Annotated in this window: 11 protein-coding genes and 1 pseudogene; 5 read left to right on the top strand and 7 right to left on the bottom strand. The window is 37.3% G+C overall.

Translation table 11 applies throughout. The features are described from left to right. Positions 1–173: 173 nt before the first annotated feature. Both ABDW32_RS09415 and ABDW32_RS09410 read right to left on the bottom strand, forming a co-directional pair. A pseudogene (locus ABDW32_RS09415) lies at positions 174–1,294 on the bottom strand (IS3 family transposase). 118 nt (positions 1,295–1,412) lie between these two features. After that, positions 1,413–2,921, bottom strand: a complete 1,509-nt coding sequence (locus ABDW32_RS09410) for a carboxylesterase family protein (RefSeq protein WP_343561706.1) — start codon at positions 2,919–2,921, stop codon at positions 1,413–1,415. A 435-nt stretch (positions 2,922–3,356) separates the two neighbouring features. On the opposite strand from ABDW32_RS09410, the gene ABDW32_RS09405 reads away from it, so the two are divergent. Continuing rightward, on the top strand, positions 3,357–4,322 hold the full coding sequence (locus ABDW32_RS09405) for an IS110 family transposase (RefSeq protein WP_343561704.1): 966 nt from the start codon (positions 3,357–3,359) through the stop codon (positions 4,320–4,322). Between the two features lie 152 nt (positions 4,323–4,474). Here ABDW32_RS09405 and ABDW32_RS09400 read toward each other — a convergent pair whose 3' ends face one another. The 3 genes from ABDW32_RS09400 to ABDW32_RS09390 are packed head-to-tail and all read right to left on the bottom strand — an operon-like array spanning position 4,475 to position 7,194. After that, the gene (locus ABDW32_RS09400) at positions 4,475–5,383 is read right to left on the bottom strand and encodes an IS3 family transposase (RefSeq protein ID WP_343561702.1); all 909 of its coding nucleotides are present in this window, start codon (positions 5,381–5,383) and stop codon (positions 4,475–4,477) included. Then, entirely contained in the window at positions 5,380–5,784 is a 405-nt protein-coding gene (locus tag ABDW32_RS09395) for a hypothetical protein (RefSeq protein ID WP_343561700.1), read from the bottom strand. Before ABDW32_RS09395 ends, ABDW32_RS09400 begins: the two co-directional genes overlap by 4 nt. Before the next feature lie 45 nt (positions 5,785–5,829). Beyond that, positions 5,830–7,194, bottom strand: coding sequence for an IS110 family transposase (locus ABDW32_RS09390; RefSeq protein WP_343561698.1), 1,365 nt, complete (start codon positions 7,192–7,194; stop codon positions 5,830–5,832). Between the two features lie 1,185 nt (positions 7,195–8,379). Here ABDW32_RS09390 and ABDW32_RS09385 point away from each other — a divergent pair. Together ABDW32_RS09385 and ABDW32_RS09380 are read left to right on the top strand one after the other, a co-directional pair. After that, on the top strand, positions 8,380–9,519 hold the full coding sequence (locus ABDW32_RS09385) for a TlpA disulfide reductase family protein (protein WP_343561697.1): 1,140 nt from the start codon (positions 8,380–8,382) through the stop codon (positions 9,517–9,519). A 536-nt stretch (positions 9,520–10,055) separates the two neighbouring features. After that, a complete protein-coding gene (locus tag ABDW32_RS09380) occupies positions 10,056–10,709 on the top strand; it encodes an aminotransferase class I/II-fold pyridoxal phosphate-dependent enzyme (protein ID WP_343561695.1) in 654 nt (217 codons plus the stop codon). 395 nt (positions 10,710–11,104) lie between these two features. On the opposite strand, the gene ABDW32_RS09375 is transcribed toward ABDW32_RS09380, so the two are convergent. Continuing rightward, positions 11,105–11,416 carry a winged helix-turn-helix transcriptional regulator gene (locus ABDW32_RS09375; protein ID WP_343561922.1) on the bottom strand — a complete coding sequence of 104 codons (312 nt, stop codon included), beginning with the start codon at positions 11,414–11,416 and terminating at the stop codon, positions 11,105–11,107. A 1,014-nt stretch (positions 11,417–12,430) separates the two neighbouring features. On the opposite strand from ABDW32_RS09375, the gene ABDW32_RS09370 reads away from it, so the two are divergent. Further along, the gene (locus ABDW32_RS09370; protein ID WP_343561693.1) at positions 12,431–14,209 is read left to right on the top strand and encodes a hypothetical protein; all 1,779 of its coding nucleotides are present in this window, start codon (positions 12,431–12,433) and stop codon (positions 14,207–14,209) included. Between the two features lie 125 nt (positions 14,210–14,334). Here ABDW32_RS09370 and ABDW32_RS09365 read toward each other — a convergent pair whose 3' ends face one another. Further along, positions 14,335–14,481 (bottom strand): hypothetical protein, encoded by a 147-nt coding sequence (locus tag ABDW32_RS09365; protein ID WP_343561691.1) that lies wholly within the window; start codon positions 14,479–14,481, stop codon positions 14,335–14,337. Positions 14,482–14,616: 135 nt separating this feature from the next. On the opposite strand from ABDW32_RS09365, the gene endOF3 reads away from it, so the two are divergent. Beyond that, positions 14,617–15,585, top strand: a complete 969-nt coding sequence (gene endOF3, locus ABDW32_RS09360; protein WP_343561689.1) for an endo-beta-N-acetylglucosaminidase F3 — start codon at positions 14,617–14,619, stop codon at positions 15,583–15,585. Positions 15,586–16,370: the final 785 nt, after the last annotated feature.

Below are 16,370 nucleotides of genomic sequence, written 5' to 3'. Positions count from 1 at the left end.
GTAGTCAACTGGTCGAATTTAAATACAAAATAAGTAAAAAAACTTGACTTCTTAACTTCTTTTGTATTTATGCAAAATGTACTTTCCTTTTATGATATGTAAGCTATTATAAACCCCATTTTTGGTATATTGAGGCGTATACTATAAGCTATATTTGACCTCCTCCCCGTCGTTCAGACAGTCAAAAGTGGAGTTTGGGGCCTTATGAGCTGTAAGTTAACAAATTCTTTGGGCGTTAAATCATTCAGTGTGCTGTGCGGCCTGTAATGATTATATTCCCATCTAAAATTTTCAATCTTGTGTCTGGCATCTTCTAGTGACAGGAACCAGTTTACGGACAGACATTCGTCTCTGAATTTACCGTTGAAAGACTCCACATACGGGTTGTCAGTAGGTTTGCCAGGTCTGGAGAAATCCAGTGTTACCTGATTTTCGTAAGCCCACCTGTCGATATCTTTTGATATAAACTCACTGCCATTGTCACACTGGATTCTTTCCGGACGACAGCCTTCCACCAAAAAAGGCTTTGGTCAGTTCATCCACTACATCAGCACCTTTTAAAGACTTCCCAACCAGTAGACCATGGCATATTTTACAACAGTTATCCACTATAGCTAAGATACGAAAACGCTCGCCGTTAAACAGTGCATCCTGTAAAAAATCTACGCTCCAAACCTGGATTTATACCTGTAGTCTGCAATCGGTTCAACCGATGGGCAGCACTACGATTTCGTCTTGGCCTCTTGGTACGTAGGTTTAGTCCGCAAGTCTTATAAATACGGTAAACACGTTTATGGTTATCGGTAAAATCTTCCCGTCGAAGCAGAACAAATATACGTCCAAAGCCATAAGGGATATGTGCGTGGGCGATTTCATTCATCCGCATTTTCAGCAAACTATCCGGACGATGTCGGTAATGGATATAATAGTATATCGACCTGGAAAGGCATACACATCGACACGCCCGCTGGGCAGATACCCGATAGTTGCTGACCATCCAACAGGCCATCTCCTTTTTGTAGGCAGGCTTCACAACTTTTTTTATCAAATGCTGTAATATCTGCTTGTCCAAACTTAAATCAGCAGCAAGCATTTTTAGCTGGCCATTCTCCTCTTCCAACTGTCGTAGTTTGCGCAATTCAGATACACCTAAACCACTGTATTTTTTCTTCAAATTGAATAATGTCGCCTGTGAAACTCCCATTTGCCGGCATATTTCTTCCATTCGGGTACCGGTTTCGGACTGAAGTAGCGCAAAGGCGATCTGTACCTCGGTAAACTTTGATCTTTTTATCGTCTTTCCTTCTATTTAAAATTAGCAATTCGAACCCGAATTCTCTACTTTTAAATGTCCTGTTTTTTTGGGGAGGTCATTTTCTATCTTCTAGACTATCATTTTTTTTTATTTAAAATTATTTAGCTTTTAAAATATACGCTGAGGATGGAAAGTTCTTATCATCATATATATCAGATAAGCGCTGTGCCTCTGAATTTACATCATATACTTTTACAATTCGATCTTTGATGTTATATCTCGACCATCCCCCGCTGCCGAAAAAGTTATCTCTGTTTATAAAATGTACCCAGTCACGGTGGAGCTGCTGAGCTAAAGTATCATTGATATCATCTCCCTGTTTTTCTGCTGTAGGAAGATACCATACATATTTTAACTCATCCGTGTGCTTAGCTCCATACTTATTTTTCGAATAATCAAATCGGTACATCCAAGTTGGGTTACCTGCCTCTGAAAATGCTTTTCCCATTCGAAATGCATGCATATTGTACATATACTGGGATAATACAGAAATTGCAATCAATGAAGTATCAGTATTGCCAGTCATTTGTTTTTTAAAGGCCTTATAAACAATCGATCCATTATCTCCAAACCAATCTGCCAGTGCTTCCGGAGTAGGCCGATAGAGCCGTTTATCTAAATCCATAAAAAATCTTGCTTCGCTTTTATTGGCGCCGATTAATAGTCTGATCTTTGGCAACTTGTTGTTTGCAATATAACAATAAGGATCTTCTTTGTAAACAATCCCATCTCTGACCGGGCCAAAATAATTGGTGCCCTGAGCACCTGCGGTAACTTTTTCCTGTGCTTTTATTAATTCTTCAGTAGATATCGTCAAAATATCTTTCGCTTTCGTAATGCCAAGCTCCCTAAACAATTTTTTGCGAATAATAAGTGGGGTAATGGGGTCATGGATACATTGTACACCACCACTTTCCATGATGGCCTGATCAAATAATCCCTTAGATAAAGGGGTAACCACCAGTGCAGATACCAATTTAGCACCCGCAGATTCGCCCATGATAGTAACTTTATCCGGGTCACCGCCAAATTCAGCAATGTTATTTTTCACCCATTTTAATGCCGCCAAACAATCCAGTATACCATTGTTCCCAGAAGTAGCATATTGTTTGCCAATGTCGTTTAGTTTTAAAAAGCCCAGTACCCCCAATCGGTAGTCAATCGTAACAGCTACAATACTATCGTTATCTGAAAAAGCATGTCCATCATAAGTTTGACCACTGCCAACCAGCATCCCACCGCCGTGAATCCACACAACCACAGGATTGAGCTTTTTCTTATTCAAATCTTTAGAATAAACATTTAAAGACAAAAAATTACCCTCTTTACTAAAATGACCTTTTTGCGGTGCAACGGTGGCGAACTTGGTACAATTTAAAGTATCAGCCCATTTTTCATGTGGTAAAGGAGCTTTAAAACGTAACGCTCCCTTAGGCTCTTTTGCATAGGGGATGCCTTTAAAAACATAGGAATTTCCTTCCTTTAGTCCTTTAATATAACCTTCTGTAACACGAACTACAGGAGATTGTGCGCAGGCGAAGGAAATTGCAAAAAATAATATAGCTATACAGTAGATAGTATACTTGTTTTTTATTGTTAATTTCATGACAATAGATTTAAAATTGAACAATTGTTTTAGAAAACGATCTGGCTCCTAGTTTTATAATTTCATATATATTCCACTAAGATATTTAATTTTTTTCACGAGCACAATTATTTTTGATAGATCCAGCGGCTACACAAACTCTGCTGATACATTAAATTTCTGTAGTTGTGTTCATAATTATAAATTTACTATTTTAAGTAAGCAATTTAAACGACAGTTTTACTGTCTCGTCGTATGTTTGATTTAATCTCATAATATGTTTATTAGATTTGAAGAAAGCGTGGTTAAGGCAGCTGTCTCGTTGGTAGCAGGATACCGCTCAGGACGTTTCGTCACACGCTTTCTTTCATCTCAAAACTGGATAGTTCGATGGATCTTAGAATCCGCATTTACGACGATAGTTTTATAGATGTTATTTTATATTAAATCAATGCTATGAAATGGATTGGAATTGATGTAAGCAAAATCAGTTTTACGGTTGCTTACCCTACAGAAAACGCTTATCGTTTGGAAATCTTTAAGAACGATTGTAAAGGTAATAAACAGTTTATCACCACACTTAATAATGACAATTACCAATGTGTCCTGGAAGCTACAGGAACGTACAGCACTCTTTTGCTCTATTTGCTCCAAGAAGCACATATGGCTGTGTCCATGGTAAATCCTAAACAGATTAATCACTTTGCCAAGATGATGCTAAGTGTCACAAAAACTGATAATCTAGATGCTAAGTTAATTGCTATGTATGGAGAAAAAATGAAACCTGATATTTATAAGATTCCAAGCTTGGCCATTCAAAGACTTCGGCAAAAACGGACTCTACTTCGACAATTTAAGAAGCAATTACGTATGCTTTTAAATGTTCAGGAATCATTTCTCGCGCTACCAAAAGTCGACCACACGGCAAACAAAGCTCTAAAAAAGAGTATTGCTTTCATTGAAAAGCAAATACAAGAATTGAATCTTGATATAGTCGCCGTAACCCGTAACGAATTTTCAAAACAGCTGGATCACCTGACATCTATTAAAGGGATAGGAAATGGAGTTGCGACTGAACTTATAATGGCAACTGGTGGTTTTGAGTATTTTAATTCAGCCAAAAAATTCGCAAAATACATTGGCGTATGTCCCAGCTATCAGCAGTCGGGAACATCAATTAAAACTAAAGGAATCATTACTCGTCATGGCGATCCAGAACTTCGCTCGCTACTTTATATTGCCTCTTGGTCAGCAATCCGATATAATACCCAGTGTAGGGAATTATATGAACGTTTAAAAATTAAAGGTAAACCAAGCAAGGTGGCGTTAATGGCCGTTATAAATAAACTATTAAGACAGGCCTTTGCAGTTATTATATCGAATACGGATTACGTTGACAATTATACATATTCAACAGAATAAATAGTTATAAAAAATTTGGAATTTAATATAGTTCGTCCTGAAAAAACTTTACAGATTTAACCATTAGTCCTAAATAGATCTTACAGCATTTTTTGGTAATCCTGAAAATCCTTTACAATATACAAAGTACTTTTCACATCTAAAATCCCGATTTAAATTTCCGGGGTCGTAGCCACCGGTTTTCTAGGATATCGCTTCCATCTCTTTTTTATTTCACCAGTTTTAGAGTGTGCATTTTCGGGAGTCCGGAAATCCAAACTACTGTGTGGGCGCTGCAGATTGTAAACTTTAATAATCTTATCAATGCTTTTGGCTGCATCCTTATGATTTTGATATACGCGTTTAGGATAGAATTCATTTTTAATAATACCGTTAACACGTTCAGCTAGAGCGTTATCGTAAGGACTACCACTCTGCGTCATGCTGATTGCAATGCCATAACGCCGGAGCATTTCTGTATATTCATTGCAACAATACTGGATACCCCGGTCGGAATGATGGATGAGATAAAATGGAGATAAATGCTTCCAACCGGTTATCGCCATTTCCAATGCCTTTAAGCAACCAATCGCCTCTAAAGTTGGATGCAAGGAATAGCCGACGATCATTCTTGAGTAGGCATCTGTGATTAGGCTAAGGTAACTAAACCCATGTAGAGTCCGAATATATGTGATATCGCTTACCCACAGCTGCTCGGGGCCTGTTATAATTAACTCCTTTATAAGGTTTGGATACCTTCTAAAAATATGATTGGAATCTGTTGTATGCGCGATACGCTTGCGACGTCTGATCAACAAGCCATGAAACCGAAGTAAATCAAAAAGTTGGTCTCGCCCCATTTTAATGCCATGTTCAACTAACTTTGGTTCTAGCATGTACATTAGTTTTCTTGTCCCCAACATTGGCATCTGCGCCCTTATTTCCTTCACCAGCGTCAGCACCACCATATTAGCAATAGTAGCTTTCTCATCATGTCGGATAGCATCATAATAAGCTTGTCGTGTTACGCCAAACAGTGCACAGAGATCCCCTAGGCTTACATAGGGATGGCTCTGCCTCATTCTTTTGACTGTTTGGCACCATGCTTTTTTCTTATTTTGATCTTGAGTTCTTCCTCGCTAAACTGGATTAAAGTTTCTAATCCATCTATTTTTAGGTTGGCTTTTTCCAAGGCTTTCTGCAATTCTAAAACTTGTTTTGATAGTCGTTTTATCTTTGAGTTTTCATTTGGTTCCTTCATCGGCTTTGCAATCAATCCATTACGCTTTAAAGGAAGTAAAGAAAACTGAGTAATCCAACTGTCAATTGTTTTCCGATTAATCTTATAAGTCCTCTCTACTGCACGTTGACTGAGCCGACCGCTCTCAACTTCTTGCACGAGCCTCTTTTTTAATTCTTCCGGATAAGACCTGCCAATTCTTTGGAACGGCTTGGAATTATCCACATTACTCTTTTTTGTCATATACTTTACAATTTGATGTAAAGCTATTTTCTGTACAACACCTCTTTAAGTTTGGGGCAGACAGCACTGTATAAGCTTCGCAAATTCCTGTTGACTAAGATTTAGATTGTGGATATTCTTCTGGACCTGGTTTAATCTCTTCAATCTAAATTTTTCCTGATCAGCACTTATTCTTTGAGAGGAATATTGTTCCGACTTGATTATCATGTTCCAGATTATAATCGCAATTTTTCTGGCTGTTGCTGTAACAGCTGCGACACGTCCCTTTTTGAACGCTATTCTTTTAAAGAAAGGTAACAGGTCGTGGTCTTTCTGATTACCGATAGAATTTGCAACATGTCTTAATGCTATGGCAATGGTATTCTTACCTTTTCTAACTCTACTGCTCAAAATCCGCCCACCGCTAACTTTATTGTTCGGTACCAGCCCTAGCCATGATGCAAAGCTTTTTGCTGTCGGAAATTTATAGATGTCATCACCGAGATTGGTCATAAGGCATAAAACTGTATTGTGACTTACTCCGCTAATGGCAAATAGATCTGTCCGAAAAAATTGGTACGCCATTTTTGCTATATTGAAAGATGGCGCATTCTTGGTCTTTTTTCTATTATAACTCTTAAATCGCTTTTCCTGTTCTTTAGTAATAGGGCGATCAGGTGTATATTGAATCAGAAGTCTTTCAATCACATCATCACATTCCCCCAGGGATTTGTTAAAATAATGATAGAGATCCAAACATGCCTTAAGTTCAAACAATAATTCCGATCTCCAAGTGCCCTCCAGTGAATCTGCGATTTCCTCCTTTGTCTTTTTTATACGTATGTCAACTAAAGATGATAGATACTTCGGATCCCTTTTCCCCACCAATATCGCCTCGATAATATTCATACCTGATCTCCCGGTAATATCACGCAATGCGACATCCAATCTCACATTCATTAATCGAAGTGATTTCTGCATTTTGAGTGCGTAGCGCGCAATCTGTTCGATCAGATGTTGGCGATGGTTAAAATAGGTTCTCAGCTCCTGCATAATATCATTGGGCAAACAACTGCCCGATAACAAACCTAACGAATGTAGTTTCTGGATCCAGATAGCATCGATTACATCCGTTTTCTTTCCTTTGACGTTCTTGGTCTGGTTCCCGGAAACTAAAATAACTTCAAATCCGAATCGCTGTAGGGAACTAAAAAGTGTCTGCCAGTAACTGCCGGTACTTTCCATCGCCACTGTAGTAATATCATGGCTATGAAGATATTCGATCATTTTATTGTGATCTTTGGTATACACTCCAAAGGAGCGTACATTGTCAACATTTTGATCTACAGCAACAACGTGCATGGTGGATCCAACATCAATACCTGCGGCTCTAGGATTGACGATCTGTAGGGAAATCATGTTCTTTTCCATAATTTATTGATTAAGAAACGAAGGGGATATATTCTCTGAATCAAAAATTTTCTGTACTGGATTCCACTATGGATCACCAAATAATTCGTCAAGCACCTAATTATAAAACATAGGTCTATATATCCGAACCAGATTGCAGGTAGGACTCAAATCTAGTACCATTTAGATTTCCGGCTTCTTACCCAAGTTTCAAAAACCAATTTAGGAATTAGCTAGGTAAGTTGTCTACTTTATTCGATTGAGAAACCGAAATATTGTGATTTCAGGACAAGACAATGTCATAAATTTTTAATCTCTAAAAAAACTAGCTCTATTTCTTGTTTTGGTATCATTTTATAAAATTACATCACAAGTTTCAACGCTAACCATCTCTCCTGTGGACGTCATTTCTGACCAAAGCCAATTAAAATACTCAATCACCTGCCGAGCAGGGATCGTGGTCTGTCAGCAGTGGTATGTCCATCACCAATTACAGTAATAGAATAGCCCTTCGTCAAAGCCTATTTTATTGTAGCATCCACACAAAATCTGTGGCACATCCGGTCAAGACCAATTCTGTCACGCCGCTGCTGGTCAATATATAGTTTCGATTGTGTTTTTTACTTTAATGTAAAAGTATGAAAAAATATTTTTTTTCGGGACAATAGCTCTTTTTAATCGTCCTCTAAGTATAAACATATTCTAAACTAAAGATTGTTTGGGCATTTTATGAAAATAATTTTATCTATTATCGCTCTTTTTCTGTCGATCGTAGCATGTAAAAATGATTATTCTGAATTGAATAGTGAACAAAAGGAGATTAGTCTATTACGAGCCGATTTTGAAAAGCAGACAGGTTACGACCAATCAAAGGAATATCTTCTCACACCTGCTTTTCGAACTAGCATGGACACTTTTTCTTTCCGGCGGAACCCAAACAGCTCAGTGGCGGTGGATCGGGATCAATTATATTTGTCATCATTGTTGTCATATTTCTTGTTGTCATGTTTTCAAATCGAGGCGGTGGCGGAAAAGGTGGCTGCCGTGTGATGAATGGTCGTGGTTCTTCATATATTTTCTGATGGACATTGCTTAATGGTCTAGGTGGTGGTGTCTCGGGACGTTAGCAACAACTTTGTTAAATAAAGTTAAACAATATATTAATAAAAAGAAATTATTTTATTCTTAAAGAAAATACATATAATTATGAAAAAGGGAATATTAATGGGTTTAAGCTTTTTACCAGCCTTATTGATGGCACAAGAAAGCTATACGGTTACAGGAAAAGTCAGCGCTGCTTCTGACAAAGCTAAAGTATTTATGCAGTACGCTAATAATGGTACACGTCAGCTAGATTCGGCAGCAGTAGTGAAAGGTGAGTTTAAATTCAACGGTCAGGTAGCTTCTCCTACGAAAGGTGTCATGTTCTATTCTCCCGAAGGGCTTTCCTTTGGAGAACTAAGAGGTGCTCAAAAGCAACCTGAAACTTCACAATTGTATTTGTCTAAAGGCGTTATCAATGTAGATGCGTCCAAGGGATTTAAAGATGCTGTCATCACTGGTACAGCGATCAATGATGATTTTACACAATACAAAGCTTTTGTAAAACCATATGCAGATCAATTTGAGGCATTGAATCAACAATATTATGCGGCGTCTGAAACTCAAAAACAAGACCCGAAATTTATTGAAGGGCTGCAAAAACAAGCTGGCGAGATTTCCGAAAAAATGGAAAAGGCAAACGCCGAATTTATCAATAGGAACCCAAAAAGCTGGTATACATTGGATCTGCTTGCCGAAAACGTGAGTGGCGAAAATGTGAACGAATATATAGCTTCTTATGATAAATTGTCTCCAGAATTAAAAAATTCAGAGAAAGGTAAGGAGTTGGCAGAGCGTATTCAAAAATTGAAAGCTGTTGCTATTGGTTCAGTTGCACCTGATTTTACATTGCCAGATACTACAGGCAATAATATTTCTCTTTCTTCATTGAGAGGTAAATATGTGTTGTTGGACTTCTGGGCTAGTTGGTGTGGACCTTGTCGTCAAGAGAATCCAAATGTTGTTGCTGCATTCAATAAGTTCAAAGATAAAGGATTTACTGTCTTCGGTGTGTCATTGGATAATCCGGGTAAGAAAGATGCTTGGGTGAAAGCAATCCATGATGATAATTTACAACAATGGCCACATGTCTCTGATTTACAAGGTTGGAAATCTGCTCCGGTGAAATTATACGAAGTACATGGAATTCCGCAAAACTTCTTAATTGATCCTTCCGGTAAAATTGTTGCTTCAAATCTACGAGGCGAGGCTTTGGAAGCTAAATTAGCAGAACTGTTAAAATAACGGCTTACAGTAGTAAGGATCATACGGAACACTTATTAAAAACCGCTTCTTGTTGAGCGATTTTTAATAGGTGTTTTTTCTGTTAATTAGGCTCCTATTTTATCTTTTATTTACATTTTCACAAAGACGAAAAATAAACTTACAACTTCCTACCTGAATTAATATCAAATATATTAGTTTTATAAACAAGATCGTAAAACAGTTCGGTTCAAAATCATTAAATTTGTTATTATAAGTTATACAGATTGTTCACTTTTAAGACTGCTGAGGTTTTTTATAGTGCGATATAAGATCTGGTATAGTGCCCTGGACAACTAAGTACACACTAACATATTTCAAGATTATGAAGTTAAAAGAATTTTCCGTAGAACGTTATTTTGCTAAATATGAGTTTACTGCCAAATATATGTTGTCCAGTTCTGACTGTGATGGTTTCTGATTAAATGAGGTATTAAAATTAGCAGGTCCAAAAGAAAAGGATTTATGGGATAATTTGCATTTAGGTTATACCGAAACCCTCGGAGCTCCTTTTTTGCGTGAAGCAATTGCAAAAAAAATATGAAACCATTCAATCAGATGAAATTTTAGTAGCAAGTCCGGGAGAACTCAACTTCATTTTAATGAATGTACTCCAAGAAAAAGATGATCATGTCATTTGTATTGGACCAGCTTATCAATCCTTATATCAAGTCGCTATGGACCTTGGATGTGAAGTTTCGTTCTGGAATCCGAAAATAGAAAATGACAAATGGGTATTCGACATAGAAGATTTAAAACAATTAAAGAAATCCGACACCAAGCTGCTTACCACTAATTTCCCTCATAATCCGACAGGCTACTTTCCTAATCAGTTCATCTTCGACGAGATCATCAAGTTTGTCAAGAATTCTGATCTTTATCTGTTTTTTGATAAAATGTATAAAGGCTTACATTACAGGAAATATAATGATCTTCCCTCCGCATGTGATGTATATGATAAAGCTATTTCATTACGGGGAACGGCGAAAACTTTTGGACTTGCAGGTCTTCGACTGGGATGGATCTGTACTAAAGATAAAAAAATACTGCAGAAAGTGTCTAACTTTAAAGATTATCTTTCAATATGCAACAGTGCAACAAGTGAAATCTTAGGTACTATTGCACTAAATAATATGGAATATTTTACAGAAATTAATGTCCAAAAAATTTAAAAAAACCTTGCTCTTTTCCAAGATTTCATATCAGAATTTAGTCCGTTATTCACCTTTGTAAAACCTGACGCGGGATCTACTGCTTTTATAAAAATTCACATTATGGAAAATACATTAGATTTTTCCCGAAAATTAGTTCAAGAAACGGGCGTTAGATCCTACCCGGCGAAACTTTCGATAGCCATGATAATTTTTTCAGAGTTGGATTTGGCAGGGAAAATTTTCCCGAAGTTTTAAAGGTTTTTGGAGAATTTCTTAAAAAATACTATCTAAAATAAACGCTATTCTTCTGCCGGGAAATTTCATATAATCAGTCATGAAGATCTGTTAAATATATAAATAATAGAAAAAAAAGAAACAATCGCGGTGCTCAGTTAAAATCTCATTTCCTATCTCTATTTGTTATTTATTTCCTTCAAAAATTCCCTCTTGTCCAATATTGGCTGATTGCCCCATTGGGTAATTGCCTCCAAGACGGGGACAAGGGTCGAGCCATAGTCGGTTAAGCTATATTCCACCTTAATAGGTGTTTTTTTACCCTGGACTTTTCTGGATACCAGTCCGTCTTTCTCCAATTGTTTGAGCTGTAAGCTCAAGATCATCTCGGTGACCGAGGGTATCTCTTTCCGGAGTTCACTGTACCGTTTGGCGCCATCTTTCAAATGATAAAGAATTGCTGCTTTCCATTTGCCCCCGACAAGATCCATCGTCAGGCTTAAAGTAAGTTGCAAAACAAAAATCGCCTCATAAGTTGGGGCGATTAACAAGAAAATGGTTGCTAATGGCTATTTTTTGTCGGGCATTAGAACGAACCGTGGGAAATTTTGCCATCAAGATACTGCTAGGCCATTGCTTTGATATCTTGTGCATTAACTGCATGTCATAACGATGAATTTCATCAAAGGTTCTTGATTCTACAGCTGATCCTTCAGGTAGGCGACCCTGAACCAATTGCTCCGCAAATCCGTTTCACTGGTTGCTTTGAGCTCGGCACGCCATTCTGTGCAGGACCTTTAGTACCTAGCTTGTTGACTTCATCCACCTAAGCAATGTCGGACTTCATTCAATGAAATCTTAGCATTGACACAATCCTATAAAGCAATACCATGTCCATGTTCTCCAGCTGGAATTATTTCCTCGGAATTAAGTGGGTTAGAAATAATACTCGGATAAAGTTGATAGGATTGAATATTAAATGGTTACAATAATCTAATAGATTTATCATCAATGAGAAAAAGACAGCTATTAAAGTGGGGACAAAAGCTGATGAAATTTGTCTGTTTTGTCAGTTTCAATTTTTTAAAATGAAAATGAACAGAAAAATCAGGCAATGCTTCTTTCAGCGTCGAAGGGCTTCCGGATGGAGATAAGCATCCCGTTTCTTACACCGATAATTTTGGGAGCACTAGATAATGTTAGTTTGAAATACAACGGTAATTCCCGACCTGATATCTAAATATCCCGAGTTGAAATATTTAACGAGAAAATTGCTTCATTCACATAATATCTATTAAAACAACCGATTTATAGAATTATCCCCATCTTTCTTTTTTCAATATTAACAAACCTCTTAAAAATGAGGGACAATTACCTTTCATAGCCGTCTTAGTATAAAAGACATCAGCAAATGGGAAATACGATTATAGCACAGGATAATATTCAAGATGATGTACTGTGCAAAATGAATTCCTTTGAAGTCAGAACATAAAATAGATTGATAAATGATGAAAAACTGTAAATTATTATGGAGCCTTTTGTTGGCAGGATCTGCGTCCACAATCAATGCACAAAGTTTAAAAGATGCAAGAGCAGCCATTGAGGTCGAAAACTATGGTAAAGCAAAAATATTGCTTCAGCAATTGGTGGTCAAACAACCAAAAAATGGAGATAATTATTTCTATCTCGGCCAAATTTATCTGGTAAATGACAGAGTAGATTCCGCCGCTGCAATTTTCAGCCAAGGATTGGCTACAGACCCGAAGTCTACAATCAATAATGTTGGCCTTGGTCATATTGATTTACTGAAGAAAGATAAAGCCGCCGCTGAGTCTAAATTTGCTTTGGCTATTACCAAATTAGGTAAAAAAGAGTATGAGCCATTATTGGAGATCGGTCGTGCCTATATAAGCACATCAGATCCTGATTATGCCAAGGCACTGGACTACTTGACACAAGCAAAAGCGAAAAATTCAAAAGACATTGCTATTCCATTGGCTATAGGAGATGCCTATCGTGGTCTGAAAGAAGGCTCCTTGGCCTATACAAGTTATGGAGATGCCATGGATATAGACCAAAACTCTCTACGCGCAAAAATCGGTCAGGCCATTATTGTACGTGGAGCACATGCTTTTGATGAAGCTATTAAACAATTACAGTCCATTGCGACAGAGACACCGACTTATGCGCCTACCTATCGCGAACTGGCAGAGACTTACTACCAATGGTCAAAAATGTCTGGCACATCAGATGAAAAATATGTGGAACTGAACAAAAAGGGTGTTGCAAACTATAAAAAATATTTAGAGGTCTCAGGTGACAATTCATTAGACGCGAAAATCCGCTACGCTGATTTCTTGGTTTATGCACGTCAATACGAGGAATTGAAAACTGTATCGGAAGAATTGGCGAAAAATCCCTCCATAGATCCAAAAATATATCGCTACCTGGGCTATCTTGCTTTTCAGGGGAAGAACTATGCAAAGACACAAGAATATTTAGATCAAATGTTTAGTAAGATGGAAAAAGATCGTATTATACCGTTAGACTACATGTACCTGGGCATATCCGAAATCGCAAGTAATGGCATACCAAAACGAGACATTACGACAATACCTATATCTTCGAAAAACAAGACAGGCAGTCAAAATGGAATGATGCATATAAAAAAAGCAATTGACCTAGATAAAGAGTTGCTGGCTGAAACAGCTGAATTTGGCTTTGCAAAATATCAGGATCGCGACTTAGAAACCGCAATACCATTATTTGAACTGGTAGCACAATATAAAAATATTACGACTTATTTATATGATGCTAACTATTTCGCAGGAGAAAGTTATTATCAAGTCGGATTCAAGAAGGATACAGAAAGTAAGGATCCGGAAGGAAAGATCGTCAATCAGGAATTAAGAGACCAGGCTCTTGCCGATTTTCAAAAAGCTCTTCCGTATTTATCTTTTATTGACACGACAACGAATAACGAAGCACGTGACAAATATCTGATAAATGCCCTATATTATAAATCACTCTCAGAGTTAGGTTTAGATAATCTGGAACAGCCAAAAGGTGACTTTGTCCAATCATTCCAAAAATTGATCAGCACCATTAATGAACGTGGAACACGAGAAAAAAATAAAGCTTATTTGGTAGATGCACACACCTATATAGGCTTGTTCTATTATTTAAAGCAGGATATGGCACATGCCAAAGAAAACTTCCAAAAAGTATTAGAAGTCGATCCAACAAACGAAGCTGTTAAAGGTTACCTGGGCATGTCTAAATAATAAAAACTTTAACGTCATTTAACTAATCTCAACATTTTGGCTCAATTACCGCCTTGGAGGAATGATAATTGAGCCATTTACATAATCTATTTTTACCCAAATATTTGTAGATTTATTCAGGTATTTTACCAATCTTTATGGTGAATAGCTTCGTCATAGACAAGCTCATCATTAAATAGCGACTTCGTCATCAGTTTCAACTGTTTCAATCGGAGGTCAATTAGAAATCTATTAGAACTGCCGGTACCTCCCCTTCCTTCTTGCGATCCCATCGTGATCTAATTCATCCAGTCGCTCTCAATTCGATTCAGGGTCGAGATGCAAAAAAATATTATTTTTTCTGGGACAAACAGGCAATTCAACCGTCAGCCTGTTCAAGAATTAAATAACATTTAAAAACTTTTATTATGCAAAACAAACTTATTGCCTATGCCCTACTTCCACTCTTATTAGGTTTAGGCTGCTCAAAGAAAGCCCAAGAGTTAACATTGGAAACAAAACCGGCAGAGGTGCCTGGTAAAACAAATATCTGTATTGGATATTATATTACCGACGGGCGAAATCCTTCCTTTAAATTGTCTGATATTCCAAGCGATGTAGACAAAGTAATTGTATTTGGCCTAAAATACTGGAGCCTACAAGATACATCAAAGCTAAAAGCCGGAACCGGTATGATGACCAGCTTCAAATCCTATCAAGACCTTCACGATCAAATTCGTATACTCCAACAGCGCGGTATTAAAGTACTGCAAAATGTGGACGACGACAAAAACTGGCAGACAAGCTCGCCAGGAGGATTCAGTTCTGCAACAGCCTTTGCAGATTCACTTAAATCCATATTAATTGATCGCTGGGGCTTCGACGGGATCAGCTTAGATATTGAACATAACGGCACGAAACCTAATCCTATACCACCTTTTCCAGGCTATGAGGCCACAGGTTATACCAGTTGGTATTCTTCAAGTATGGCGGCTACACCTGAATTTTTGGATGTTATTCGCGCATTTACCAAATATTTTGGCACCACAGCACCCAATCAAAAGGAACTACACATCGCCTCTGGAATTAATGTCTATGCCTGGGATAAAATTATGGAAAATTTTGGAGAAAATTTCAATTATGTCCAACTACAATCCTATGACAGAAAATTAGAAGATATTAAACGTATGATGAAGTACCTTACAAGTACAAATAAAATACCCGCTAATAAAGTAGTATTCGGCGCTTATGCGGAAGGTAACCGTGGTTTAAAAAATGATATTGAAATTGCAAAATGGAATCCTGATGAAGGAAAAAAAGGAGGTATGATGATCTATACCTACAATTCAAATATAGTCTATGCGGACTCCGTAAAACGATCTGTCAAAGGTTTATAACTACTTCCCAGTACTCAAAATTTCATACGATTTGACCTCAGAAGCTTATATGATCTTCTGGGGTTTTTATTTTTAATGCATTGGTTTTAGCATTCACTCTTGTTGAGATTCTACATTAGCAGGTAAAATTCAGTCTATTTCCTTTGAGGAAATATTACGAATTGGCCATCAAATCATCATGTTAAAAGCGAAATATCACACTTATCCAATGGATCAGACGTATTAGACGCATACTTGGTCGATTCACTGACAGAAGTCAATGCGTTAGCTTATGAGTGGCAGATTGACTATAATAGTAATCATCCACATAAATCACTAAACGGATTAAGTCCGTGGTTATATGCTAAGAATCTATTGGTTTCTTAAAGCATATTTTTTATATTTATTCACTGTTTGAAAAATGGTAAGTCTTCAGACTGTATATAGAGAGATAACATTTATTTTTATAGCAGGCGCGCGCAATAATTTAGACACCCCTCAAAGAAAATTGTTAATCCTGCCGCAAGCTCAACTATCGCTTTATTTCGCCAACAGCATCTCCAGAGAGTGTAATAACGCTTCAAAAACATGAAATCCCATATTTTTTTGGTATCTCCCTGATACTGTCTTTGGGAACAAATCAATAATCCGATACTCTATATCTATATCGTTGAAGATAGTTAAAAAAAGCAGCAGGCATTCTTTTAATTGTTCGGGACAATTTTGATTTCGTATCGTCATATATAGTATATCCACCTCGGTGAATAATTACGTAAAAACGGTTAGTGTTTACCTAGCATTTTAGA

This window comes from Sphingobacterium sp. (genome assembly GCF_039596235.1).
Classification (GTDB): domain Bacteria; phylum Bacteroidota; class Bacteroidia; order Sphingobacteriales; family Sphingobacteriaceae; genus Sphingobacterium.
This window is presented reverse-complemented; position numbering and strand designations above follow the sequence as displayed.

Excerpts from the sequence above, each read along its gene's own strand:
- ABDW32_RS09395 (WP_343561700.1), bottom strand. The coding sequence starts at position 5,784 with ATGACAAAAAAGAGTAATGTGGATAATTCCAAGCCGTTCCAAAGAATT.
- ABDW32_RS09365 (WP_343561691.1), bottom strand. The coding sequence starts at position 14,481 with ATGGGATCGCAAGAAGGAAGGGGAGGTACCGGCAGTTCTAATAGATTT.
- ABDW32_RS09410 (WP_343561706.1), bottom strand. The coding sequence starts at position 2,921 with ATGAAATTAACAATAAAAAACAAGTATACTATCTACTGTATAGCTATA.
- ABDW32_RS09405 (WP_343561704.1), top strand. The coding sequence starts at position 3,357 with ATGAAATGGATTGGAATTGATGTAAGCAAAATCAGTTTTACGGTTGCT.
- endOF3 (WP_343561689.1), top strand. The coding sequence starts at position 14,617 with ATGCAAAACAAACTTATTGCCTATGCCCTACTTCCACTCTTATTAGGT.
- ABDW32_RS09390 (WP_343561698.1), bottom strand. The coding sequence starts at position 7,194 with ATGGAAAAGAACATGATTTCCCTACAGATCGTCAATCCTAGAGCCGCA.
- ABDW32_RS09385 (WP_343561697.1), top strand. The coding sequence starts at position 8,380 with ATGAAAAAGGGAATATTAATGGGTTTAAGCTTTTTACCAGCCTTATTG.
- ABDW32_RS09375 (WP_343561922.1), bottom strand. The coding sequence starts at position 11,416 with ATGGATCTTGTCGGGGGCAAATGGAAAGCAGCAATTCTTTATCATTTG.
- ABDW32_RS09370 (WP_343561693.1), top strand. The coding sequence starts at position 12,431 with ATGATGAAAAACTGTAAATTATTATGGAGCCTTTTGTTGGCAGGATCT.
- ABDW32_RS09400 (WP_343561702.1), bottom strand. The coding sequence starts at position 5,383 with ATGAGGCAGAGCCATCCCTATGTAAGCCTAGGGGATCTCTGTGCACTG.